This is a genomic window from Nodosilinea sp. AN01ver1 (genome assembly GCF_050565655.1).
Taxonomy (GTDB): domain Bacteria; phylum Cyanobacteriota; class Cyanobacteriia; order Phormidesmidales; family Phormidesmidaceae; genus Nodosilinea.
Genome location: NZ_JBNXVS010000023.1, coordinates 1 through 23358 on the forward strand (window position 1 = coordinate 1; position 23358 = coordinate 23358).

At 58.6% G+C, this 23358-nt stretch carries 21 protein-coding genes; 16 read left to right on the top strand and 5 right to left on the bottom strand.

The window, feature by feature from the left end; translation table 11 throughout:
- Positions 1-28 precede the first annotated feature (28 nt).
- Positions 29-1456: an acyl-CoA dehydrogenase family protein gene (locus ACQ4N7_RS17450; protein ID WP_430712774.1), complete on the top strand. Its 1428-nt coding sequence runs from the start codon at positions 29-31 to the stop codon at positions 1454-1456.
- A 223-nt stretch (positions 1457-1679) separates the two neighbouring features.
- Positions 1680-3611 (top strand): primary-amine oxidase, encoded by a 1932-nt coding sequence (locus tag ACQ4N7_RS17455; protein ID WP_430712775.1) that lies wholly within the window; start codon positions 1680-1682, stop codon positions 3609-3611.
- Positions 3612-3804: 193 nt separating this feature from the next.
- Here ACQ4N7_RS17455 and ACQ4N7_RS17460 read toward each other — a convergent pair whose 3' ends face one another.
- Positions 3805-4635 (bottom strand): pentapeptide repeat-containing protein, encoded by an 831-nt coding sequence (locus ACQ4N7_RS17460; protein WP_430712776.1) that lies wholly within the window; start codon positions 4633-4635, stop codon positions 3805-3807.
- A gap of 237 nt (positions 4636-4872) precedes the next feature.
- Here ACQ4N7_RS17460 and ACQ4N7_RS17465 point away from each other — a divergent pair, with 237 nt between their 5' ends.
- The 7 genes from ACQ4N7_RS17465 (at position 4873) to ACQ4N7_RS17495 (ending at position 12724) form a co-directional block, all read left to right on the top strand.
- Positions 4873-6708, top strand: coding sequence for a DUF1989 domain-containing protein (locus ACQ4N7_RS17465; protein WP_430712777.1), 1836 nt, complete (start codon positions 4873-4875; stop codon positions 6706-6708).
- Complete coding sequence (locus ACQ4N7_RS17470) at positions 6705-7220, top strand: hypothetical protein (RefSeq protein ID WP_430712778.1); 516 nt, start codon at positions 6705-6707, stop codon at positions 7218-7220. Before ACQ4N7_RS17465 ends, ACQ4N7_RS17470 begins: the two co-directional genes overlap by 4 nt.
- 315 nt (positions 7221-7535) lie before the next feature.
- The gene (locus ACQ4N7_RS17475; protein WP_430712779.1) at positions 7536-8942 is read left to right on the top strand and encodes an ammonium transporter; all 1407 of its coding nucleotides are present in this window, start codon (positions 7536-7538) and stop codon (positions 8940-8942) included.
- 38 nt (positions 8943-8980) lie between these two features.
- The gene (locus ACQ4N7_RS17480; protein WP_430712780.1) at positions 8981-9415 is read left to right on the top strand and encodes a hypothetical protein; all 435 of its coding nucleotides are present in this window, start codon (positions 8981-8983) and stop codon (positions 9413-9415) included.
- Positions 9416-9612: 197 nt separating this feature from the next.
- Positions 9613-11247 carry a CapA family protein gene (locus tag ACQ4N7_RS17485; RefSeq protein WP_430712781.1) on the top strand — a complete coding sequence of 545 codons (1635 nt, stop codon included), beginning with the start codon at positions 9613-9615 and terminating at the stop codon, positions 11245-11247.
- Positions 11248-11492: 245 nt separating this feature from the next.
- The gene (locus ACQ4N7_RS17490) at positions 11493-11783 is read left to right on the top strand and encodes a hypothetical protein (RefSeq protein ID WP_430712782.1); all 291 of its coding nucleotides are present in this window, start codon (positions 11493-11495) and stop codon (positions 11781-11783) included.
- 65 nt (positions 11784-11848) lie between these two features.
- Positions 11849-12724: a DUF2267 domain-containing protein gene (locus tag ACQ4N7_RS17495; RefSeq protein WP_430712783.1), complete on the top strand. Its 876-nt coding sequence runs from the start codon at positions 11849-11851 to the stop codon at positions 12722-12724.
- A gap of 167 nt (positions 12725-12891) precedes the next feature.
- Here ACQ4N7_RS17495 and ACQ4N7_RS17500 read toward each other — a convergent pair whose 3' ends face one another.
- Together ACQ4N7_RS17500 and btpA are read right to left on the bottom strand one after the other, a co-directional pair.
- Entirely contained in the window at positions 12892-13812 is a 921-nt protein-coding gene (locus tag ACQ4N7_RS17500) for a vitamin K epoxide reductase family protein (protein ID WP_430712784.1), read from the bottom strand.
- Between the two features lie 185 nt (positions 13813-13997).
- Positions 13998-14843 carry a photosystem I biogenesis protein BtpA gene (btpA, locus tag ACQ4N7_RS17505; protein ID WP_430712785.1) on the bottom strand — a complete coding sequence of 282 codons (846 nt, stop codon included), beginning with the start codon at positions 14841-14843 and terminating at the stop codon, positions 13998-14000.
- 382 nt (positions 14844-15225) lie between these two features.
- Between btpA and rimO the strand changes: the two genes are divergently transcribed.
- The 4 genes from rimO to ACQ4N7_RS17525 all read left to right on the top strand — a co-directional run bounded on the left by rimO (position 15226) and on the right by ACQ4N7_RS17525 (position 19165).
- Positions 15226-16581 (top strand): 30S ribosomal protein S12 methylthiotransferase RimO, encoded by a 1356-nt coding sequence (gene rimO, locus ACQ4N7_RS17510; RefSeq protein WP_430712786.1) that lies wholly within the window; start codon positions 15226-15228, stop codon positions 16579-16581.
- 56 nt (positions 16582-16637) lie between these two features.
- Positions 16638-18047 (top strand): DEAD/DEAH box helicase, encoded by a 1410-nt coding sequence (locus ACQ4N7_RS17515; protein WP_430712787.1) that lies wholly within the window; start codon positions 16638-16640, stop codon positions 18045-18047.
- 223 nt (positions 18048-18270) lie between these two features.
- Positions 18271-18468, top strand: a complete 198-nt coding sequence (locus ACQ4N7_RS17520) for a hypothetical protein (RefSeq protein ID WP_430712788.1) — start codon at positions 18271-18273, stop codon at positions 18466-18468.
- 202 nt (positions 18469-18670) lie between these two features.
- On the top strand, positions 18671-19165 hold the full coding sequence (locus ACQ4N7_RS17525) for a Tic20 family protein (RefSeq protein WP_194052492.1): 495 nt from the start codon (positions 18671-18673) through the stop codon (positions 19163-19165).
- Here the strand turns inward: ACQ4N7_RS17525 and ACQ4N7_RS17530 are convergent.
- Complete coding sequence (locus ACQ4N7_RS17530) at positions 19162-19938, bottom strand: fumarylacetoacetate hydrolase family protein (RefSeq protein WP_430712789.1); 777 nt, start codon at positions 19936-19938, stop codon at positions 19162-19164. The genes ACQ4N7_RS17525 and ACQ4N7_RS17530 overlap by 4 nt on opposite strands.
- 175 nt (positions 19939-20113) lie before the next feature.
- On the opposite strand from ACQ4N7_RS17530, the gene rpsF reads away from it, so the two are divergent.
- Positions 20114-20479, top strand: coding sequence for a 30S ribosomal protein S6 (gene rpsF, locus ACQ4N7_RS17535; RefSeq protein ID WP_430712790.1), 366 nt, complete (start codon positions 20114-20116; stop codon positions 20477-20479).
- A 414-nt stretch (positions 20480-20893) separates the two neighbouring features.
- Positions 20894-21439, top strand: a complete 546-nt coding sequence (locus ACQ4N7_RS17540) for an Npun_F5560 family protein (RefSeq protein ID WP_430712791.1) — start codon at positions 20894-20896, stop codon at positions 21437-21439.
- Positions 21440-21448: 9 nt separating this feature from the next.
- Here ACQ4N7_RS17540 and ACQ4N7_RS17545 read toward each other — a convergent pair whose 3' ends face one another.
- On the bottom strand, positions 21449-22306 hold the full coding sequence (locus ACQ4N7_RS17545; RefSeq protein ID WP_430712792.1) for an S-layer homology domain-containing protein: 858 nt from the start codon (positions 22304-22306) through the stop codon (positions 21449-21451).
- 302 nt (positions 22307-22608) lie between these two features.
- Between ACQ4N7_RS17545 and ACQ4N7_RS17550 the strand changes: the two genes are divergently transcribed.
- The gene (locus ACQ4N7_RS17550) at positions 22609-23340 is read left to right on the top strand and encodes a hypothetical protein (RefSeq protein ID WP_430712793.1); all 732 of its coding nucleotides are present in this window, start codon (positions 22609-22611) and stop codon (positions 23338-23340) included.
- Positions 23341-23358 lie beyond the last annotated feature (18 nt).

Consider the following 23358-nt stretch of genomic DNA (forward strand, 5'->3'; position numbering starts at 1 on the left):
CCCCCTACCCATCCACCCATAGACCCCCATGTCCACCAAAACCTGGAACGGCCTTCCCTTTACCGGCCTGAGCGAAGATTTTGACCCTCAGTGGCTGCTAACGCCGGAGCAGCAGGAACTTCAGGCGAAGCTGATCGAGCTGTGTGCGGCGGTGCTCAGGCCCAATGCGATCGCCTCTGATCGCGGCCTGATCTACCCCCGCGCCAACTTTGAGGCGCTGGCCTCGCTGGGTTTGCTCAGTCTGTTCGTACCAAAAGAATGGGGCGGGCTGGGCGAAAACCACGTCTGCGCCGCCATGGTGGTGGAAACTATTGCTCGCTACGGCTGCCCGAGCACGGCGATGTGCTACACCATGCATCTGGGGGCGGTGGCGGCGGCCCTGTTTCGCGCCCACGAAAGTCCTGAACTGCAAAACCTGCTGAAGCGGCTGGATAGCGAGGTGCTGATCGGCACTCTGTCCTATTCCGACCCGGAGACGGGGTCGCACTTCTGGTATCCAGTGTCCTCGAAGGCGACGGCCACCCCGGACGGTTGGCAGGTCAATAAGAAAGCTTCTTGGACGACTTCGGCGGGGTTTGCCGACTGGTACATTGTGCAGACTACCAGCCCCCACTTCGACGGCGATTTCTCAGACCTGTCGTGCTTTTTGATCTATGCCGCCGAGGTGCAGGCCGAGCCCCACAAGTGGGATGCCCTAGGCCTGCGCGGCAACCAGTCGGGCACGCTGCTGGTGGATGGGGTCACGGTGCCCCGCGATCGCATGGTTGGCCCCGAAGGCGACGGCACCGCCAGCAACGACGAGATTGTCGACCCGTTCTTTTTGCTGTGCTCGTCGGCTTGCTGGAACGGCATTGCCCTGGGGGCGATCGACATCGCCAGGGGCCACGTCACCCGCAAAAAGCACGTGGATGTGGGCATGCGCGTGGCCGACTACCCCACCATTCAAGATTATTTCGGCGAAGCGATCATGGACACCAGCGCCTGTCGCATGTTCACCTTCTCGATGGGGCAATTGATGGATCAGCTCACTAACGGCTGTGACTGGGCGATCCACGCCGATGTGACGGCCCTGCCCCGCGCTGCCTACCTGCACTGGTACTGGCAAATTAAGTTCGAGGCGGCCAAGAATGTGGCCCAGGTCTGCGACAAAATGCTCCACGCCTGCGGCGGCTCTGGCTTTAAGAAGGACATGGAGATCGAGCGCTACCTGCGCGACGGCAAGGCGGGCTGGGTAATGGGGCCAACCAATGAGGTGCTGCGCCAGTTCGTCGGCAAGTCGGCCCTGCTGGGCTTCGACTCGCTCGACTACTGGAACCAGTCGGTGAACGAGCGCGTGCTGCACAACGAGCTGAAGAAGATGGATGCCGACGCCAAGCGCAAGCTGGCCGAGGCGCTGCTGGCCGATCTGGAAGAAGCGGAAAAACCTGCTACCCCTATCCCCGTCGGTGCCGCGTAGGGTGGGCATTGCCCACCAGAAGAAGTCCGCACCCCTCGATTTGCTCCCTTTACCTGTTGCTCGAACGGTGGGTTACGGCCAAACCAAAGGATAACGGCCCAGCAAAATTCGTCTAAGCCTAACCCACCTTCCCCACTCCATCCATCTCCCCATGCCCGGTACGGGCGCACAGCAGTGCGCCCCGACACCACCCCTCTCCAACTACCCCACAGGAGCGTATCCCATGACCATTGCCCAAGAACGACCCACCGCGATCGCCGTTGCCCACCCCCTCGAACCCCTCACCCCCGAGGAGATCGCCGCCGCCGTCGCCATTCTGCGCGAGGAAAAGTCGCTGGGGGCCAGCACCCGGTTTGCCACCGTCACCCTCAACGAGCCTGCCAAAGAAACGGTGATGGGGTTTAGGCCGGGGGATGCCATTGTGCGGGAAGCCTTCGCCATCATTCTCGACAACGCCACGGCCCAGACCTACGAGGCGATCGTGTCGCTGACCGAGGGCGGCGTCATCTCGTGGCAGCAGATCCCCGACGTGCAGCCGCCGATCATGCTGGATGAGTTTCTGGAGTGCGAGAATGCGGTCAAGGCTTGCCCGGAGTTCATTGAGGCGATCGCCAAGCGCGGCATTACCGACACCAGCCTGGTGATGGTCGATCCCTGGTCTGCCGGTAACTACGGGATCGAGGACGAAGACGGCATGCGCCTCTCTCGCGCCCTGTGCTGGGTGCGGGCCAACCCCACCGACAACGGCTACGCTCGCCCCATCGAAGGCGTTATCCCCGTGGTTGACCTTAACAAAATGGAGGTGATCCGGGTCGAAGACCACGGCGTGGTGCCCCTGCCCCCCAACGCCGCCAACTACTCCCAGGAGTACGTCAAAGACTTCCGCACCGACCTCAAGCCGCTCGAAATCATCCAGCCCGAAGGCCCCAGCTTCACCGTCGAGGGCCACGAGATTCGCTGGCAAAAGTGGAAGATGCGCATCGGCTTCACCCCCCGCGAAGGGCTGGTGCTCTATACCGTGTCCTACACCGACGGCGGCGAAGAGCGGCCCATTCTCTACCGCGCCTCGTTAGCTGAAATGACCGTGCCCTACGGCGACCCCCAGCCCCACCACTACCGTAAAAACGCCTTCGACGTGGGCGAGTACGGCGTCGGCACCCTGGCCAACTCCCTCAAGCTGGGCTGCGACTGCCTGGGCGAAATCTACTACTTCGACGCCTTTATGACCAACTCGCGCGGCGAGGTGGCCCAGATCGAGCACGCCGTCTGCCTCCACGAAGAGGACTTTGGCATTCTCTGGAAGCATGTGGACTGGCGCACCGAAGAGACCGAGGTGAGGCGATCGCGCCGCCTGGTGGTTTCCTTCATTGCCACCGTGGGCAACTACGAGTACGGCTTTTTCTGGTACTTCTACCAGGACGGCACCATTCAGTACGAGGTCAAGCTGACGGGTATGCTTAGCACCGCCGCCGTGCCCCCCGGCGAAGTGCCCAAGTACGGCACCCTGATCGCCCCGCAGCTCTACGCCCCCGCCCACCAGCACATCTTCAACGTGCGCATGGATATGTGCATTGACGGCATGCAGAACTCGGTGTACGAGGTGGATGTAGAGCCCGAAGAAGACGAAACCCTCAACCCCTACGGCAACGCGTTCTACGCCAAATCCACCCTGCTCGCCACCGAGCAGCAGGCTCAGCGGCTGATCGACCCCATGAAGGCCCGCTACTGGAAGATCGTCAACCCCAATGAGACCAACGCGATGGGCTACCCCACCGCCTACAAGCTGATGCCCGGTGAAAACACCCTGCCCCTGGCCCGCCCCCATGCCAGCGTCACCAAGCGCGCCACCTACATGACCAAGCACCTGTGGGTGACCCCCTACGCCCCCGACGAAAAATTCCCGGCGGGCAACTACCCCAACCAGCACCCCGGTGGTGAAGGGCTGCCCAAGTGGACCGAGGCCGATCGCTCTGTCGCCAACACCGACCTGGTGGTGTGGTACACCTTTGCCCATACGCACATTCCCCGCGCTGAGGACTGGCCGGTGATGCCCACGGCCTACGTGGGCTTTATGCTCAAGCCGCTGAACTTCTTCGACGAAAACCCCGCCAACGACGTACCCCCAGCCGCCAGCAAACACAGCTGCTGCAACTGATGCAGGAGACGTGCCTCCAGTACCCATGACGTACTATGGGAATACTGGAGGCGCTGGGGTGCTGCCGCAAAAATGACCACAACGTCGAATCAAGATCCCACCATTGAGGGATTATCAGCCCAGATGCAAAGTTTGTCTGACAAAATAGACAAGCTCTCTACGGGTATGGAATGCTCCAACGACAAGTTTGACGTTAATCCCACTGGTGTTGTCGAGCTTCATAGACTATCTCTTGAGCCTCTTCGAGGGAAATATCATAGCGAGCGCTCAAAAGTTGAGGAATGCGAGCGCAGTCGCGATCGGGATTTACGTCTGGTCGGCTCGAATAATCAGGCAGTGCAACGTTACACAAAAAAGGCGACTGTTTCGCCTCTAGCTGAATTGGTTCAAGATTTAGAGTTTCTCGTGAATTGATAAAAAACAGCAAGGCCCCGCTGAGGTTAGCATCGCTGAGGTTGGCGTCGATGAGTAGGGTGCAGTTGAGGTCAGCCCCGCTGAGGTTGGCATGTCTCAGATCGGCTCTGCTGAGGTTGGCATATCTGAGGTCGGCATTGCTGAGGTTGGCGTATCTGAGCTGAGCACTGCTGAGGTCGGCCCCGTTGAGGTTGGCCCCGTTGAGGTCAGCCCCGTTGAGGTTCGTGCCGCTGAGGTTGGCTCCGCTGAGGTTGGCCCCGCTGAGGTCGGCCCCGTTGAGGTCAGCACCGCTGAAATTGGCCTCAATGAGGTTGGCCCCCCTGAGGTTGGCTGTCTCTGCATTTTTGCTAGCCGTGCGGGAACTGAGAAGCAGCACGGCTCCACCGGCAACCGTTGCGATCGCCCCAAAACCGCCGATGAGGGTGTCACGATAGGGGTGAGCAAGGGTTATTGTTTCGTTGTGGGATAGGCGATCGTGCTCTAGCGGAAGACTACGCTCGGGGAGTATCAACCACACCACCCAGAGAAAAACTGGAGTGGCGATCGCCCCCATCACCCACCATCTGCTGATCCTATTCTTTGACGACCACTGCTTGAATCGCTCCCGCATGCTTGAGACTCCCTCGCTGCTGAGTCCATTATCGCTACCCTGGCTGTGGAAACGCTCTAATCTTTAGGTACGCTTAACCGCCCCCATTCACGCCTGCTCCCAAAAAGTGCGCCATTCATTTTCAAGGGCGTGGCAGGCGCTGCACATAAAAATGAGCGATCGCCGCCAGCATGAGATCGACCGGGTTCTGTAGTCTGCACCACTGCGGCGGCGGTTAGCATTTGGTGCAATCTTGTTATGACAACTGCACTTAAGATTTCACCAACTGAACCGTTTACCGATATTCCGCCGCCCCTGGGCGAGGTGGTGGCGGAGTACCGCGTTGCGGCGGGGGATGCCGTTGCCTACCCCGTCACCGCTGGGCAACACATCCAAATTATTGATGTCGAAGGCTCCCAGTGCTCCGACTTTTTGGCCTTTGGCGGCGATCGCTACCATGACCCACTCGATGCCACCGTGACCCGCACCCTAACGGGACTAGCGGTACCTCAGGCGGGGCTGCCCAGCAAGGTCTTTTCGCAATCAATGCAGCCGCTGGTGGAGGTGGTGCAGGATACCTGCGGCGCTCACGACAGTTTTTTGCTCGCCTGCACCGCTCGCTACTACGAAGACTCGGGCTACCCCGGCCACCCCAGCTGTAGCGACAATTTCAACCGATTGCTGGCCCCCTACGGCATTGCGCCGCGCTCCGGCTGGCCGGCGCTTAACTTTTTCTACAACACCAGCATTGACGGCCACGGGGCGATCGGCTTCGAAGAACCGCTCTCGCGCCCTGGTGACTACGTGCTGCTGCTGGCCCATCAAGATTTGCTCTGCGCCAGTTCGGCTTGCCCCGACGATATTGACCCGGCCAATGGTTGGCACCCAACACCCGTTCATGTGCGCGTTTATGCGGCAGGGCAAACCTTTGCAAAAGCGATCGGGCGGCGGGTGGCGGCAGACCTGCCCCTGCGCCTGACCCAGGACAGCGCCTTTACCCCCAATATTCGCCAGCTCACGGATGATTTACTTGAGTACAACGGCTTTTGGGTGCCGCGCAGCTTTGCCCACCAGGGCGACCAGGCCGAATACTGGGCCTTGCGCCAGCGGGCGGCGCTGATGGATCTCTCGGCCCTGCGCAAGTTTGATATTCATGGTAAAAATGCCTTTGCGCTCTTGCAGTATGCCTTTTCGCGCAATTTAGAAAAAGTCGCGGCGGGGCAGGCGGCCTACGGCTGTTTGCTCAACCCCCACGGCGGCATTGTGGATGACGGCATTGTGTTTTGCTTTGGCCCCGCCCGCTACCGCTACGTGGGCAACTGCGACACCGATGGCGACTGGCTGCGAAAAATAGCTCAGGAGAAGACCTGGTCGGTGACGGTGGAGGCAGTCAGCGATCGCCTGCACAATCTTGCCCTGCAGGGTCCTCTCTCCCGCGACATTCTCAAAACCCTGGTGCCAGAGGTTGTAGACCTGGGCTACTTCAACTTTATAGAAGCCCAGATTCACGGCATTCCGGTGCTGATTTCCCGCACGGGCTACACCGGGGAGCTGGGCTATGAGCTGTTTGTGCATCCCCAGCCAGGCGCGGCCCTTTGGGAAATTCTCTTGGCGGCGGGAAAGCCGTTGGCCATGCTGCCCCTGGGCATGAAGGCGCTCGATCGCGCCCGTATCGAAGCCGGGTTGCTGGCCATGGGCCACGAGTTTGATGATTTGACCTCGCCCTACCAGGCGGGCATTGGCTGGGCCGTGGCGATGAAAAAGCCCGACTTTATCGGCAAAGCAGCGCTGGAGGAGATCCGCCGTCATCCCCCCAAAATAGCCGTGGGGCTGGTGCTGAAGGGGCCTGAGGTGGTCGCCCACGGGCAATCGGTATTTGCGGCTGGAGAACGCTGGCGAGTGGGGCAGATTACCAGCGCCACGTTTTCGCCCATGCTCAATGCCAGCATTGCGATGGCCCAGGTCGTCCCTGAGTATGCCGAACCGGGAACGATCGTTGAGGTCGGCCTGCTGGATGGGATCAAGCGCCGGGTACGGGCCACGGTGGGACCGCTGGCGGCCTTTGACCCGACTAAAAGCCGGGTGCGAATATGAACAAATTCACAGTCTTGCAGCCCTGGGATATGGCGGGAGCCGATGGTCTGGTGGCCGCGCGAGCCTTGTTTGGCGAGCAGGTAGATCACCTGGCACCGTTTCAGTCGATGGAGACCAAACTGGATGGGTTGCCCTGTGCGGTGCTGCGGCTGTGCGATCGCAACTTTCGCGTCACCTACTCAGGACCTTTTGATCAGCAGGTCGCAGCCCTCAACCTCAACCTGTGGGTCAAGCAGCTCGATTGGCTGGGGGCGATCGCCCTACCAGCGGAGAATTTGCCTGCGATCGCGGCACTGGCTACAGTTCGGGCACCTCATCGACTTTTCCCGTTACCCCTGCACTGTGCCGTGCCGATTCAAATAGGCAATATTGCAGTGCTGGTTTGGCACCATCCTTTAGGGGAAAATTCTGCGTTGGAATTACACCTGGCCCGCCACCAATTTAAAGGTTTTTGGGCTACGATTCAGTCGCTCAACTGCAGTTCAGTATCGCTCACTACAGCCTTTACCTAGGTTGCATTGCACACTCTTGACATAACAAGTTAGTTAAATTGTCTCGACTAACTTAGTTATGCCAAGACCAGCTCAGGATACAGAGTTTTCTCTCGGCAAGCCTTCCTTCTGGCCTTGGATGTGGTCTGTTTAGGTCTGGCTTTGTTCCAGCTTCAATAAGTCCTCCAAGTGAATCGCAGTGCTTCCCCTTGGCGCAGCGAACTGACCGCACTAGCCAGTTTTCTCCACCTATTTAGCCCGCTTGTAGTTCACAGGTTGGTCGTTCCATTTGAGTCAGTGTTCTCGTACAACTTAGTTGATAGCTAGGAGTGATCTATGTCTCCTGAATCGCAAGAGTTTTTAGCAACTTTTGTCTCAGAGTCTTACTACTACTGGGCCTCTGTGCTCATGGTGCTAATTCACGTGGGCTTTTTAGCGTATGAAGGTGGCGCAGCCCGCTCCAAAAACGTTCTGGCCACTATGGTCAAAAACTTGATGACCCTATCGCTGGTGGGGCTAACCTTTTTCTTCTTTGGCTGGTGGGTCTACAACGCCTTTCCGCTGTTTCCGCTCCAGGGCGGCATCGTTGGCCCCTGGACTGACCCGGCTGCCGATGGGGTCGTGGGTGACGTTTTGGGGCTTGTTCAGGCCTCTTACCCCTGGTCGCCTGCTCTGGGGCCAAACCTTGCCGACAACCTGACGGGCGTGTTCTGGTTTGCCTTTGCGCTGTTTGCCATGACCACCGCCTCGATTTTGTCTGGTGCCGTCATTGAACGCATCAAGATTGGGGCTTACGGTATTTTGGCCATTGTGCTGGGCTCGTTCACTTGGGTCGTGGCCGCTGCCTGGGGCTGGAACCCCTACGGCTGGTTCTTTACCCAAATGGGCTATCACGACTTTGGCTGCTCTGCCGTGCTTCACGCTGTCGCCGGGTTCTTCGCGCTGGGCGTGCTCATTAACCTCGGCCCCCGCATCGGTAAATTCGATGCCCAGGGCAAGCCGCGCGTCATTATGCCCCACAATTTGCCCCTGACCATGGTGGGGCTGATGCTGATTTTTGTCGGCTTTTACGCCTTCCTGGCCGCCTGCGTCATTTTTGTGCCGGGCCAAACCGGCGCGATCACCATCTACGGCACGCCGATGACGCTGTCCTCCATTGGAGTCAACACCACCCTGGCCCTGTCGGCAGGTCTGGTGGGGGCCTACATGGGGTCAAAAGCTGATCCGTTCTACACCATCTCGGGCGGTCTGGCCGGGATTATTTCTGTGGGGGCAGGCATGGACCTCTACAGCCCGGCGGTTGTTATTTTGCTAGCCTTTATCGGGGCCTACACGATGCCTTTTGTGGGCAACGCCATTGAAAAAGCCGGTATTGACGATGCTGTTGGCGCGTTTGCGGTGCACGGCTACTGCGGTATGTTTGGAGCCCTGATGGTAGGTATTGTTGCCGCTGGTTATCCTCAGCCTGAGGGCGTTCCGGCTATTAATTTTGGAGCCCAGCTAATTGGGGCCTTGATCTGTTCTATCCTGCTGGGCTTTGTCCCTGGGTATGGCGTTAGCTTCGTGCTCAAAAAACTGGGTATGCTGCGCGTTTCTGAAGCCGAAGAAATTGCCGGTCTAGACCTTGCTGACTTTGGTATCGGTGGCTATCCAGAATATTCGATTTTGCCTGAGCAAAACGGTCACTCTACGATGCCCTCCATGGTGCCTGAGGCAACCATTCATAAGGCTTTAGATGCGTAGTTTGACAGAGTGCTTAAAAACTTTGAGGAGCAAGTGCCATGTCAAGTCCATTCTCTACCTACGAAGAGTTTGAGGGGGCCATTGATGGCCCGACCGGAGGTGCCATTTACACCTTTGCTAACAGCCCGGCTATCAACACTATTCTTTTGTTAATTTGCGTTGGGCTGTTCATTTGGTTTTTGATTAGAACCTTTAAAACCCACTACGAGGTGCCTGCGGTCGATAAATCGCTAAACCACCTCAGCGCTTTTATTGTGGCGGGGCTGCTTTCGCTGGCCGGGGCAGAGTACCGTCAAACCCCTCAGCCTCATCAGGCTACCGAAGCTCAACCTCAGGCTATGATGCAGCGACCTGGCGCTAAATCGGCACTGGGGCTGCTGGGGCTGGCTGGGGTTGGCCTGCCGCTGCGATCGCGAAGCACCAAGGCATCGCGTCGCAAAGGTCTTTACCGCGATATCACGTCGTCTCGATAGAGCAGTAGCTCTGCGGTTCTAGCGTTCACTCGTTAGCGTTCAATAGCGTTCCACACAAACCCACTCTTGCCCCGCTGGTGTCTTGCTAGCGGGGTCTTTTTTTGGCAAATGTGGAACATCGGCCAAAAAATCGGCTCTGGCAGTATTATTGAGCGTAGCGGAGCGCAGGATGCTTCTTTCTGGTGAATACTACCGATTTGACTGAATCAGCCGAGAATCGGGCTGAAACTTCAGGCCCGTTTGCCGAAGATCCGTCTTTGCAGGCCATTGCTCAACTAATTCGTAACGCAATCGACGATCGCCAGGTGCGGGTGGAGGTTTCTCGCCGCGATCGCACTCTCTACATTTTTCTCACCCAGGCCGAGCCGCCGCTGCTGGAGCGCTATCTGTCATGCATTCACGCTGCCGTGAGCGCGCTGGGCCTGGAAACCATCACCCAACTCAAAGTGGTCGACGGCACCGACAAGCGCCTGCTCAACCGCTGGCAGTACGTCTTTGACCTGCAGCCTAAACGGCCTGCGATCTCGACACCACAGGCTACTGTGCCTGACCCGGCGGTAGCGGCTAGTGATCAGGCTAAACCCGTGGCGCTGACTGTAGCACCGATTGTTGCTTTAGAACCAAATACGGTTTGGCAGCGCGATCGCCGCTGGCGGTGGGTGGTGCTACCGAGTGCGATCGTACTGAGCTTTGGGCTGGCAGCCGGGGTTACCCAGTGGCGCTACAACCAGCGTGCCGCTGACCCAGCCGCAGTTGTCACCGTCTCGGCGGCCACAACGTCGGTAGAACCCGCTGCTTCCACCCAGCCCATTCAATCCCTGCGGCTGGATGAGCGGGCGGCCAGTCTCACCTCACCGCCCCTAACCGCGCCAGTTGCCCTCACCATTAAGGCAGTCGGCGACATCATTCCCGGCACCGACTACCAGCGCTACCGACTGCCCGACGAGTGGCAATACCTGTTTGGCGGCATTCAGTACCACCTGGGCGATGCCGACATTACCTTTGGCAATTTTGAGAGCACCCTGACCGAGGTACCCCACAGCGCCAAAAACACGGCTAGCGCCAACACCTTTGCCTTTCGCACCCCGCCCTGGTACGCCAGCGTGCTGGGGGCGGCTGGGTTCGACGTGCTGAGCGTGGCCAACAACCACTCGATGGATTTTTTTGAGCAGGGCTTTGAAGACACCATTGCCCATATCGAAGCGGCGGGAATGAAGGCCGTGGGCCGCAAGGGCGAGGTTGTCGTGGTCGAAGCCCAGGGGCAACGGGTGGCCTTTATTGGCTTTAGCAACTATGCAGAGCACAACCGGGTGCAGGATCTGGAGGGCGCGATCGCCCTGGTAGATGCCGCCCAGCAGCAGGCCGACATGGTTGTTGTCTCGTTTCACGCGGGCAAAGAGGGCACCGACGCCACCGTCACCCGCGACCAGGACGAGCTGTTTTACTCCGAAAATCGCGGCAACGTCGTGCGCTTCTCTCGCACCGTCATCGACCACGGGGCCGACCTGGTGCTGGGCCACGGCCCCCACGTTCCGCGTGCGCTGGAACTGTACAACGGCAAACTGATCGCCTACTCCCTGGGCAACTTTTTGGGCTACCGCAGCCTCTCAACGGTCGGTCCTCTTGGTACGTCGCTGATCTTGCAGACTAATCTGGATAGCCAGGGCAACTTCGTCAGCGGCCGCATTATTCCTGTCGCCCTCGATCGCAACGGTGTGCCCTACCTCGACGATCACTTCGGCGGCGTGGTGCTGGTGCGTCAGTTTACCCAGCGCGACTTTCCCGATACCCCGCTTGCGATCGACGACCTGGGCTACGTCTGGTCCCGCTGATCGCGCGGCTGAGCAAAACAAGATTAGGCCCAGCAATACAGGCAGTTTGGGGATAGCACGTCACGTCAAGATCTGGCTAAAGGCGGAAGGCGAATAGGTATGAACTGCTCCCAACGACAGTGTTGTGCGCTGCGGTGGCCACGTTAGCTTGTCTGAGAAATGTCGCAGTTGCTGGCAGCAAGCGATCGCCCTGGGCGATCGGCGGGCCTCAGCACCGCGACAGTTGTAACTAACCATTAGCCCCTATGACTGACGACAAGACTCGGCCTCAGCAGGTCGGTAATCCCAAAGAAGCTGAGCCTGGCCGTGGCGCTCCCGGCAACCAGTGGGCTGTGCAAACCGCGCAGTCAACCGACGTCAACCCCGCCGATGAAAAAATTCCATCCAACGTGGATGTAGAGCAAAACCAGCAGCAAATCGAAGACTACGCGGCCCAAGAAGAGGGCACGCTGCCTACATCTCACGGATTCGTGATCGATGAGTCTGGCAGACTTGATAACTTCCCTGTTGAACCCCCCATGTACGTCGAAGAGTAGCGATGGTGGCCGGGCTACCGGCAGCGACGCTGACTAACCTATATCTTCATTTCAAAGGAGGCCGTATGCCAATTGCTATCCGCGACGACGCAGTGTTCATTATTCTCAGAAAAATCGACGAATTTAACCAGGGCGACGGGCAGAGAGACATCAATTTTTCTGCCACCGATTTCACCGGTCTGGGGTTAACCAAATCTGACCTGCTGGGTCACTTAGACTATCTAAACCAGCGGCAGTACATCGATGCCGAATTCACCGGCAATGCCTACGGCAATCAAGAAGATGTGCCCAGCGTGGTGGATTCAGACGAGGTCGGCTTTCGCGTGGCCAACACCTATGGTGCTGAAGATGGCCCCCTGCCCCACCTGATTACCTTCAAGCGAGCTACCCTCACCGAAAAGGGGAAAAGCATGCTGAAGGATATGGAGGAGAACCCGCCTAAGGATCTGGATAAAGGGCCGAGAGTGCCGCTGATTACCGAGCACACTCCTTTTCTCGAAAAGGTCAAAGTCAAGGGTGGCCTGCCCGATATCTACGATGCGCGGGATATTACTGAAACAGTCTTTCGCGTTATGCGCGACGTGATGTCAACAGCCGAGGCTGACCGAGTGCAGGCAGAACTGCACGACTCTGCTCTGCCAACCGACGAAAAAGCCCTCCAAATGGAGGTGGCTGATCTTTGGAAAGACAGGAATCCCATTGTGGGCTTGCTGAGCCGCATTCGCCCCCCGCTGAAAGGGCCAGCCCCTATCGGTATTGACTCCAAGCTGTTTTTGACGCGGGTAGATAACGAAGGTGGTGTACCCAAAACGGTCAATGCAGAAATCGTAGTCTCTGCCGTATTTTCAGCCACCAAAGATGAGCTGTCCCAAGACCGCATTGAGGCCGTGGCCCAGTGGCTACCGGAAGGCAAAGTGCGCGAAATTTGGCAAGCGGCCTAGCGCAATTAGCTAGTTCCATCAACCTCAAAACAGAAAGGGTGCATCACCAGCCAGCGGTGATGCACCCTCTTTTATTTATTGCCCCCGTATGTAGGGACATTGGCTATGCACCTACCGGGTATCGGTTTTAGATCGGGGTATTGTGATGCAGAGTCGAGATCAAACGGCTAGCGCTGGAAGTTGGTTGGCCCGCTGTAGCCCGAGAGCTCAGCCAATCGCGCCAGGCTCTGGGTGCCCGAGTAAAACTCACCGTTGATTTCCCAGGTGGGGAAGCCGGTAATCTCGGGCTTAGAGCGGCACAGATCAGGCTGAGGATTTTGGCCGTCTTCGGCGCACTCAACGTAGTTGAAGGTCTGGGCGGCTTCAGCCCCGAATAGCTGCTTTTGATCGTGGCAGTGGGGGCACCACCAGGCACCGTACATGGTGGCACCGATGTCGTTGAGGTGGTTGGCCAGGGCGACTTCGGCAGGGCCAGAGGCGGTGGTAATGGGTGGCCCGGCCTGCCCCGCGACATCGGCGCTGGGGCTGTTGCCAGCGCTGATGGGGGCATAGATAGCCAGCGTAGCGACAATCGTCACTACGCCAACAATCAGGCCAATAAAGGCAAGCTGGCCCAGATCGTCCCAGCGGTTGCCCAGCAAGATAATCACAAACATGGAGAGGGCAAACAGCGCCGAGCCAATGCAGTAGGGACAGACGGCCTGTAGTTCAAAGGCCAGTATCGTCATCAGGTAGCCGCTAAACACCAGCATGGCCGAGGCCAGCATAAACATCAGCGGCCAGGTCCAGGTTTCGAGCTTCTGGCGCAAAGCCTTGTTTTGGTCGGCATTGACCAGCAGAGGCACAACGGCCATCACCAGCATGGTGCCGTAGGCCAGAAAGCCAAATAGCGTCAGGGGCAGGCCGAAGACAGTACCCCAGGGGCTAGAGAGCACGCGATCGCACCCCTCTGTGGGGCAGGCTCCGCCGCCCGTCAGCTTAGCAATAGTTAGATAGCCTGTACCCAGGGCACCAATTAGGGCAATGCCAGCCACTAGCCAGCGCGACCAGCGATGAATCCAACGGCTCTCCTGACGACGACGTCTCATGATGCGTCTCTCTTCCACAACAATTGACCCAAACTCTAAATGTTCAACCAGGGTAGCCAATCGCTTGCTAAAACGTGTCTAACCCCGTGTCTATCTTAATGCCTAGGCCTTAGGGTGGTCAGCCAGGCCCTTGGCGAGCCCCAGTCCATCATTTCTAGAATGTCATTTTCTTTAAGACAGCATCCCTAAGACCGCACCATGGTCGGCAACGGCAGCGTACCCTCTAGGGCCTGCAGGCCTTCCTGCATTGCCTCGACAAACTGCCCCACCCGAATCGGGTCGATGGGCTGGTTGATGTCGCCCTGGCGCTTGAGAGAGCTGGCAACAATTACGCCATCGGCGGCTTTCATTAGGGTGCCAATGTTGTCAACATCGGCTCCGCTGCCGATGAAAACGGGGCGATCGCCCGCTGCCGCCTTGGCCAACTCCAAATCTTCGAGGCTCGGGGGGCTGCCCGTAGCCCAGCCCGACAAAATAATGCCGTCAGCTAACCCCCGGTGCAGAGTTTCCTGCACAGCTGTGGTCAGGTTGGGCGATCCCAGCGGGCGGGCATGCTTGACCAGCACGTCGGCCAAAATTTTCACTGAGCTGCCTAGCTCTTTGCGGTAGCGCAGCAGGTCGTGGGCGCAGCCCTCGATCAGTCCCTGGTCAGTAGCCATCACCCCGGTCAGCACGTTGACGCGAATGAAGGCGGCCCCGGTGCAAGTGGCGATCGCCAGGGCGCTGCGGGCGTCGTTGCGCAGCACGTTGATGCCCAGCGGTACCGTAATCAGGGTTTGCAGGCGCTGCACCACCAGGCCCATGGCGCTGACCACCGCCGGGTCAACGGGACCTTTGGTGAAGGGGGCGTCAAAGAAATTCTCGATGATAATGCCGTGGACACCGCCCGAGGCGAGGGCCGTAGCCTCTTGCTCAGCGCGATCGACAACGGCCTGTAAATCCCCCTGCCAGCGGGGTGAGGTGGGCAGGGGCAAGAGGTGTAGAACCCCAATGACCGGGTTATGGGTGTTGAAGACTTCGATTAAGTCCACGTGAATTTTGCCTGGACTCGCAGAACGTTAAAGAACAGTGGCAGATTTTAGCTCATCGCAGCACCAGCCACGACAAACGCCAACCCACCCTATCAGCATATCAACCCCTGGGGCTCGATTTAGGACACCCCTTGCTTTTGTGTTGTATTATTTATGAGTGTTAATTTGTATTGCCCCCTGGTGCCGCTGGCCAAAATATTTGCTGGGCAATTCGTCAACACAGGATTGATGGATGCCTGAGCTGTAATGTCAGGGTGTGTCGTTAGGAATGTCAGCGTTTGCTAGCGTATTGCGCGATCGCCTGAAGGCGGTTGAGTTACCCACCCCAAGCTTTTGGCAGAATTGGCGTGTTCATTAGATTATACGAGACACAAAGGACACCATGGGGCTAAAGCCAACGGTTGCATTCAACCACCTGGGCTGCGAAAAGAACCGGGTTGATACCGAGCACATGCTGGGTCTGCTAGTGCAGGCTGGCTACCAGGTCGACGCCAACGAGGAGCTGGCCGACTACGTGGTGGTCAACACCTGTAGCTTTATCGAAGCGGCGCGGGAAGAGTCGGTGCGCACGCTAGTTGAGCTAGCCGCCGCCCAAAAGAAAGTGGTGATTACGGGCTGCTTGGCTCAGCACTTTCAGCACGAGCTGCTGGAAGAAATCCCCGAAGCAGTCGCCCTGGTCGGCACTGGCGACTACAACCGCATTGTCGAAGTGATCGAGCGGGCCGAGGCGGGCGAACGGGTGAAGCTGGTGTCGCCCGAGCCCACCTACATTGCCGACGAAACGGTGCCCCGCTACCGTACTACGGCCTCCAGCGTGGCCTACCTGCGGGTGGCCGAGGGCTGCGACTACCGCTGCGCCTTCTGCATCATTCCGCACCTGCGCGGCAACCAGCGATCGCGCTCCATCGAGTCGATTGTGGCCGAAGCCCACCAGCTTGCCGCCGAAGGGGTGCAAGAGCTAGTGCTGATCTCCCAGATCACCACCAACTACGGCCTTGATCTCTACGGCAAGCCCCGTCTGGCTGATCTGCTGCGCGCCCTGGGCGAAGTAGACGTACCCTGGATTCGCATGCACTACGCCTACCCCACCGGGCTCACCCCTGAGGTCATCGCCGCCATTCGCGAAACCCCCAATGTGCTGCCCTACCTCGATCTGCCGCTGCAGCACTCGCACCCCGAGGTGCTGCGGGCCATGAACCGCCCCTGGCAGGGTCAGGTCAACGACAATGTCATTCACCGCATCAAAGAGGCTTTGCCCGAGGCCGTGCTGCGAACGACGTTCATCGTCGGTTTTCCAGGCGAAACCGAGGCCCACTTCGAGCATCTGCTGGCCTTTGTTGAGCGGCATCGGTTTGACCACGTGGGCGTGTTTAGCTTTTCTGCCGAGGAGGGCACCCCGGCCTACGATTTGCCCGACCAGGTGCCCGAGGCCGAGCGCGATCGCCGCCGTGAAATCCTCATGCTGGCCCAGCAGCCGATCGCCTGGGAGCACAACCGGGCTCACATTGGTCGCGTGGTCGATGTGCTAATCGAGCAGGAGAACCCGGCCACAGGCATGGCGCTCGGACGATCGGCCCGCTTCGCCCCTGAGGTAGACGGCCTGGTCTACGTGAGCGGGGCCGCACCCCTCAACGCGATCGTGCCCGTTGCCATTACCGCCGCCGATACCTACGACCTGTTTGGTGAAGTTGTCCCTGTAGCCCCAGCGCTAGAGCCTTCGCTGAGCCTGGCCCCCTGAGGTCTGCCCACACCCGTTTGACCCATACCCTTTGTCCATCGTCCCGAGGAATCACTATGACCTTATCGTTTACTAGCCTGGGGTTGTCAGAAGCCCGCGTTACCCACCTAGAGAGCATGGGCTACGCAGAACCCACGGCCATTCAGGCGGAGGCCATTCCCCATCTGCTCTCGGGGCGCGATCTAATTGGTCAGGCCCAGACCGGCACCGGCAAAACCGCCGCCTTTGCGCTCCCGCTCATGGAGCAGGTTGACTCCAGCAACCCTGCCGTACAGGCCCTGGTGCTCACCCCCACCCGCGAACTGGCCATTCAGGTCTGTCAGGCCATGCGCGGCTTTCGCATCAGCGGTCGTCCCAAGGTGCTGGCTCTCTACGGCGGGCAGTCCATCGAGCGGCAGCAGGAGCAGCTCAATCGGGGTACTCAGATTGTGGTAGGTACCCCTGGGCGCGTGCTCGATCTGCTCAACCGGGGCAGCCTGTCGCTCAAAGGCCTGGGCTGGCTGGTGCTCGACGAAGCCGACGAAATGCTTAACATGGGCTTTATTCAAGACGTCGAAAAAATTCTCAGCAAGGCCCCAGCCAATCGGCAAACCGCCTTTTTCTCCGCCACTATGGCCCCCGAAATTCGCGAGTTGGCCACCAAGTATCTTCACTCCCCAGTGACGGTGACGGTGCAGTCGCCCAAGGCTTCACCCAAGCAAATTCAGCAGGTGAGCTACATCGTGCCGCGCGGCTGGACCAAGGTGCGCGCGCTCCAGCCCATTCTGGAGCTGGAAGACCCCGAGACCGCCATTATTTTTGTGCGCACCCGCCGCACCGCTGGCGACCTCACCCGCCAGCTCCAGGCGGCAGGCTACAGCGTTGACGAGTACCACGGCGACCTCAGCCAGTCTCAGCGCGAGCGGCTGATGATGCGGTTCCGTCAGCAGCAGGTGAAGCTGGTTGTTGCTACCGACATCGCCGCCCGTGGTCTGCACGTCGATGACCTCACCCACGTGATTAACTTCGACATGCCCGACGCGATGGAAAACTACGTCCACCGCATTGGCCGTACCGGACGGGCCGGTAAGCATGGGGTGGCCATTTCTCTGGTCACACCCCTGGAGAAGTACAAGCTGCGGCAGATTGAGCGCCACACTAAGCAGCCCATGACCCTGATGAAAATCCCTACGCGGGCTGAAATTGCCGCCCGTAACCTGGAGCGGCTGCGCAGCCAGGTGCGTGAGGCGATTACGAGCGAGCGGCTGGCATCGTTTTTGCCGATTGTATCGCAGCTCAGCGAGGAGTACGACCTGCGTACCGTAGCGGCGGCGGCGCTGCAAATGGCCTACGACCAGACTGTACCCGCCTGGCAGCGGGAGCACCACAGCAGCGATGCCGAGGTGTCTGAGCGGGGTGTGCCGCTACCTAAAAAGCGCAAAGGTCCGGCTTCTGAGTCGCGAGAAGTCAGTAACGCCAAAGAATAGTGGGCGGCGATTCCTGAAAGGATACTCATTCTGAGTCAGGTCCTGTTTCTGGAATGCCGTGGGCTAGACGCTAACGCCTAACGGGCAAGGCCACCTCTACTTGACAGGAGGTAGCTTTGCCCGTTTGCGTTTGATTGCGTATGCCAGCACACAGCAGCTTCTGTAGGGCATTCTAAGATTAGGAAAAGATCAGGTTAACCCTGGCCCACGGGAGGTAACCGCGATGTTGGTCATGATGACGGATAGCCAGCTAATTTCACCCCAGACAGTGTGCTGTAACTGCCTGATGGCCGATCGCCACGGTCAGCCCCGCTGGCAGCAGGGGGTACTGCGCTGTGGTCGACGGGTGGCGGGGTTAGACCAAACCCAGCCGACCCAGTTTGAGTGCCAAATGGGCTTTCGAGTCGCCGATATTGAGTAGACGGGAAAGGACTGGAAGGGGCTAAGCGTCCCCAAGACCAACACAGGAAAGCTTGTGTTTGGGCCAGGCGTGGCAGCACTGATGGAGTAAGGCTCGTGGCCAGAATCGATGACACGACCTGAGCTGCTCCGGCAAGTTATAGATTTACGATATGGTAAGGCTATAGCCCGGTAGCCCTTAGAGTTTTGTCTGGAGAAAATTCATGACCTGGAGCAGTTCCCCCAACCCTACTATTCTGGATCGCATTCTGGCGGCCCTGCCTTATATTTTGCCGGTTACCGCTGGGCTACCCTACGGCCTGCAGCTGATTAGCCAGTTTCCGGTGTTTGGGTTTTTGCTGCTGCCTCTGGCTCCGCTGATTACGGTCTACGGCACCCTAGAGCGGACCATTCCCTTTTTTGGGCTGATCGTGTTTTTTGCGCTGATTTTGCTGGTGGTACGCAACGAAAATATCAGCCGGTTCATTCGCTTCAACACGATGCAGGCGATTCTGCTGAGCATTATTTTGGCGGTGTTTAGCCTCATTCTCAGCCTGCTCGACCCCAGCGTGTTTGGGGAACTGCTGTTTAATACCCTCTCTAATGTGCTGTTTCTAGGCATGCTCATTTCAGTTGGCTTTTCCCTCGTGCAGACCTTTCGCGGTCTCTATGCCGAAATTCCAACCATTTCTGAAGCGGTACATATGCAGGTACGCTAGGGCCTTAGCGCCACGACATTGTCGAGCGTGCCTATGCCTTCGATCGCCACCCTGACCTGATCACCTACGGTCAGTGGCCCCACTCCGGCGGGGGTGCCGGTTAAAATTACGTCTCCCGGCAGCAGGGTCATAATCTCGCTGATGTAGGCCACCAGGTAATCGGGGCTGAAGGTCATTTCGTCGACTGAGGCAGACTGCACGGGCGTTTCCTGGTTGTTGAGAAAGGTTTGCAGCCTGGCTCCAGGGCTAAGCTCGCGCACAATCCATGGTCCTAGGGGGCAAAAGGTGTCAAACCCTTTAGCCCGCGTCCACTGACCATCGCGTTTTTGCAGGTCGCGGGCGGTGATGTCGTTAGCGATGGTGTAGCCCCAAATCTTGGCGCGGGCCTCGTCGGGGGGCACGTGGGCGCAGCGATCGCCAATGACCACCGCCAGTTCGCCTTCGTAGTCAACCTGTCCAGACTGGTTGGGGTAGTAGACGGGGGCACCCGCTGCCGTCACCGCGGTAGAGGGTTTGATAAACAGCAGCGGCTCAGAGGGGGTTGCGGTTCCCATCTCGGCGGCGTGGTCGGGGTAGTTTTTGCCAACGGCCACCACCTTAGAGGGAGCGCAGGGGGCCAGCAGGTCGTAGCTGCCGGGCAATAGCTCAACCTCGGTGGGTTGCCCCTGGAGCCACGGCGGCGCGTCGAGCACCTGCACGCTGCGATCGGGGCGCAGCAGCCCATAGTGCAGCTGCCCGGTTTGAGACTGAACCCTAACGTAGCGTTGCGCCATAATTTTCTAACTCTTGATTTTCTAACTCTGGGCCTGCTAATTCTTGGTATGATTGTAGATCCTTGTCTTTGCGCCAATACCTAGGGCGTGGGTAAGCGCCTGGCGGCATCGCTGTTAGCGCTTATTTATGCCCATTTTTGGCTGCTAAAGGCCACTATGTCCATAAGGAGTTTTCATGAGAGCTTACATGTACGAAACCATGTACATTCTGCGGCCCGACCTCAACGACGAGGCCATTGATGCCACTATTGGCAAATACCAGACCATGCTGAAGGATCAGGGCGCTTCTATTTTAGAAACCCAGCACCGGGGCAAGCGCCGCCTCGCCTACGAAATCGACCGCAACCGCGAGGGCATCTATATTCAGATGAACTACACTGGGCCTGGGGCCGCGATCGCGCCTTTAGAGCGAGCTATGCGCCTTAGCGACGAAGTTATTCGATTTTTGACGGTTAAGCAAGAGTCTGACGAACCTCTGCCCGCTGAGGTCGAGGAGCCGGTGGAAGAGGCTGCCGTTACTGCTGCCAGCGAAGAAGAATAATTGCCTGGTTGCCAGTATACTACCCAAGCAATAGTCACACAGTGGCGCTGGTCAGTCTGCCCCAAGGGTGAGACCGACCAGCGCCACTGTGTTGGTGGCATTGTGGTGTGGACACTTACGGAATGCCTGTACTGAATCGGGATGCAAAAATCCTGATTCAGTAGCCAGTTCAGCGTCAACCCTCAGTTGCCGGGCCAGCGCCATAATTTATTGTGCCAAAATTTATTGTGCCAACTTTCCTGACAGGTGCTATAAATTAGCAGCAACTCATCCACCCTGATTAATCTGGGCCTGATCAGGCCGGTTTCGGCTTTTAACCCGGCTGTTCCTCAGCCCGGTTAAAAGCCGAAGGGTGGTTCAGGCTTTGGGGCATCGAGTAGTAGGTTTAGTTGTAGGTGTGGGAGTAGTAGTCTCGTGGCGCAGTCTTCATATTCAGACATGAACGAACAGCAGGCAGAGATCGCCCGGCTTGAGTCGGAGCTAGCTATTCGTGATCAGCTGGTGCAGCAGCTCTCGCAGGAGCTGTTTCGGCTGGTTAAGGGCAACGCTGGGTTTGTGCCCAGCCCCGAAGTGTCTGAGCAGCACCAGGCCGAGATGTCGGCGCTGCGCGACCAGCTGCGCGGCGTCGAAAAGCAAATTGACTTTTACCAGGGGCAGCTCGAAGAGCGAGACAGCGAAGTGCTACAGCTGCGGCAGACGGTGCAGGAACTCACCGATCGCACCCGTATGCTGGAGCAGGTGGTGCAGGAGCTGCCCACGGTCTATCGGCAGAAGTTTGCCGATCGCATGGCCGCCGTCAAGCAGCGGGTCGCCGAGATTCAGCGCGAAAATCGACAGCTTCAGGCTGAACTTCAGAGCGTGAGCTACCGCCTGGCCATGCGGACTCGCCGCAGCCAGCGCCTGGAGCTACCCACCCTAGAGCAGGATGGGCTAGACGGAATTTCTCTACCTTCATTTTAGTTAGCGCTGTTACTGAGACTCTGGCAGCCCTACCACGTATGGGGACGGCACATTTGGCAGGGTGCCGGTATAGACCAGTGCTCGGTGCAGCATAACCGCGACCTCGGCCCGGCTGGCGATTCGGTTGGGGGCAAGCTGGTTGCGATCGGGGTAGTTGACTACCAGTCCTGCCTCTGTGGCTGCTACTAGCGAGACAAGCGCCCAGGGCGGCACCTGGTCTTGGTCGCTGTAGGGCTCAAGTGCTGTCGTCGGGCTGCGGCTAGATTTCAGCAGTAGCCCGTTGGCCAAAGCCACAATGACGTGAATGCGGCTAATGGCTTGGTCGGGCAAAAAAGTGTCGTCGGGATAGCCGCTAAGAAACCCCATCTGTACGGCCTGCTGTACGTTGCCGTAGGCCCAGTGGCCGGGGGGCATATCGGTGTAGAGAGTGGTTCCCTTCAGCCGCGATCGCTCCACAGGCAGGTTAAACAGCTGGGCGAGCTGAGTTGCAAACTCGGCTCGACTCACGGGGTCAGCGGGACGAAACGTGCCGTCGGGATAGCCCGCGATCGCGTTTCGCTGGTTCAGATCGTTCAAAATTGGCCAGGCCCAGTGCTCGCTGTTGAGGTCCGTGAAATCGGACTGCCCCTGCACCAGCGGCAGGTCGGGCCAGGCCTGCTGGGGTGGCAGAGGGCGAGGCAGCATCGGCAGCGGTACCGTCAACGGCGGGCTTTGGCGTTTACTGCGGTTGAACAGAGCCCGTAGACCACGGGCTTGACCAATGGAGGCCACGGGTACCAGGGTAGATTTTGCCCGGAAGGGATATTTAGCGATTGCGGTGACCAGGGCTAAGATGACCGCGATCGCCGCCAGCCCAGCAGGTGCCAACCGCCGCCACCGAGCACCGGGCTTTGTCCTAGATGAGCGCTTCGATCGGGGCAATGGGCGAAACAAGGGTTGAAGGGGTGGCGGCATTAGGGGCAGTAGGCGGCTACTGCTAAACTAGAGCAGCCGGTCACAATATTGACTGGACTTGCCCATTATGATAATTCTTGCCTAGGGTTTAGGCCCTTCTAGTGCTAGATTTGGGGCTAATTTAGTCCAGGGCGCTGGTTTACGATCCCGTTTCGGGGGAGTCGTGCCCCTGCTGGTCACACATTAGCTTGAGTTCACCCACCGGATTAGGAGTAATGGTCAAAGGTAGACAAAAACGCTTGGGAGCGGTTGCAGCGATCGCCGCAACTGCGTCTATTGTAGGCCTGGCGGCGGTTGGCTACGGCCAGCGGCCAGCGGCCCAGGCGACTTACGGTCAGACCACTGCTGCACCCAAGCAACCGTTCTACTACCGCCCCAAGGCCAGTACGCTGCTCGATGGCGTGCTGGTCCCACTCAACTCGCTACGGGTTATGCAGCGGGCGATCGCCCTGGCCCCCGGAGCCGATGCCGATCGGGCACCCACTCTGGAGCTACTGGCCGCCCCGCTCAAGACCACCGGCCTTGGCCCCATTCGCATTGGCATGAGCATAGAGGACCTCCGGGCCAAAGGGCTCAAACTCGTAGCTATTGCCGAAGCTAGTCAGGGCCAGTGCCAGTACTACAGCATTCGGGACTACAGCGAACCCCTGGGTCTGATGGCGATTGACGATCAGATTTTGCGCGTCGATGTCTGGCCAGGCAGCCTGACAAGCACCCGCAGCGGTATCAGAATTGGCTCAACTGAGCGAGACCTGGTTCGGGTCTACGGTCAGCAGCTAGAGGCCACTAGTAACCCTGCCACCCTCGGTAAAACAATTATCTTTACGCCTCAAGACCCCGGCGAGGATGTCTATCGGCTGGTGTTTGAAACCAACGACCAGGGCCAGGTTACGCAGTTTCGGGCTGGGCAGTTTCCCTCCGTCACCTGGGCCGAGGGCTGTTTGTAGGGCACTGTACCGACAGCT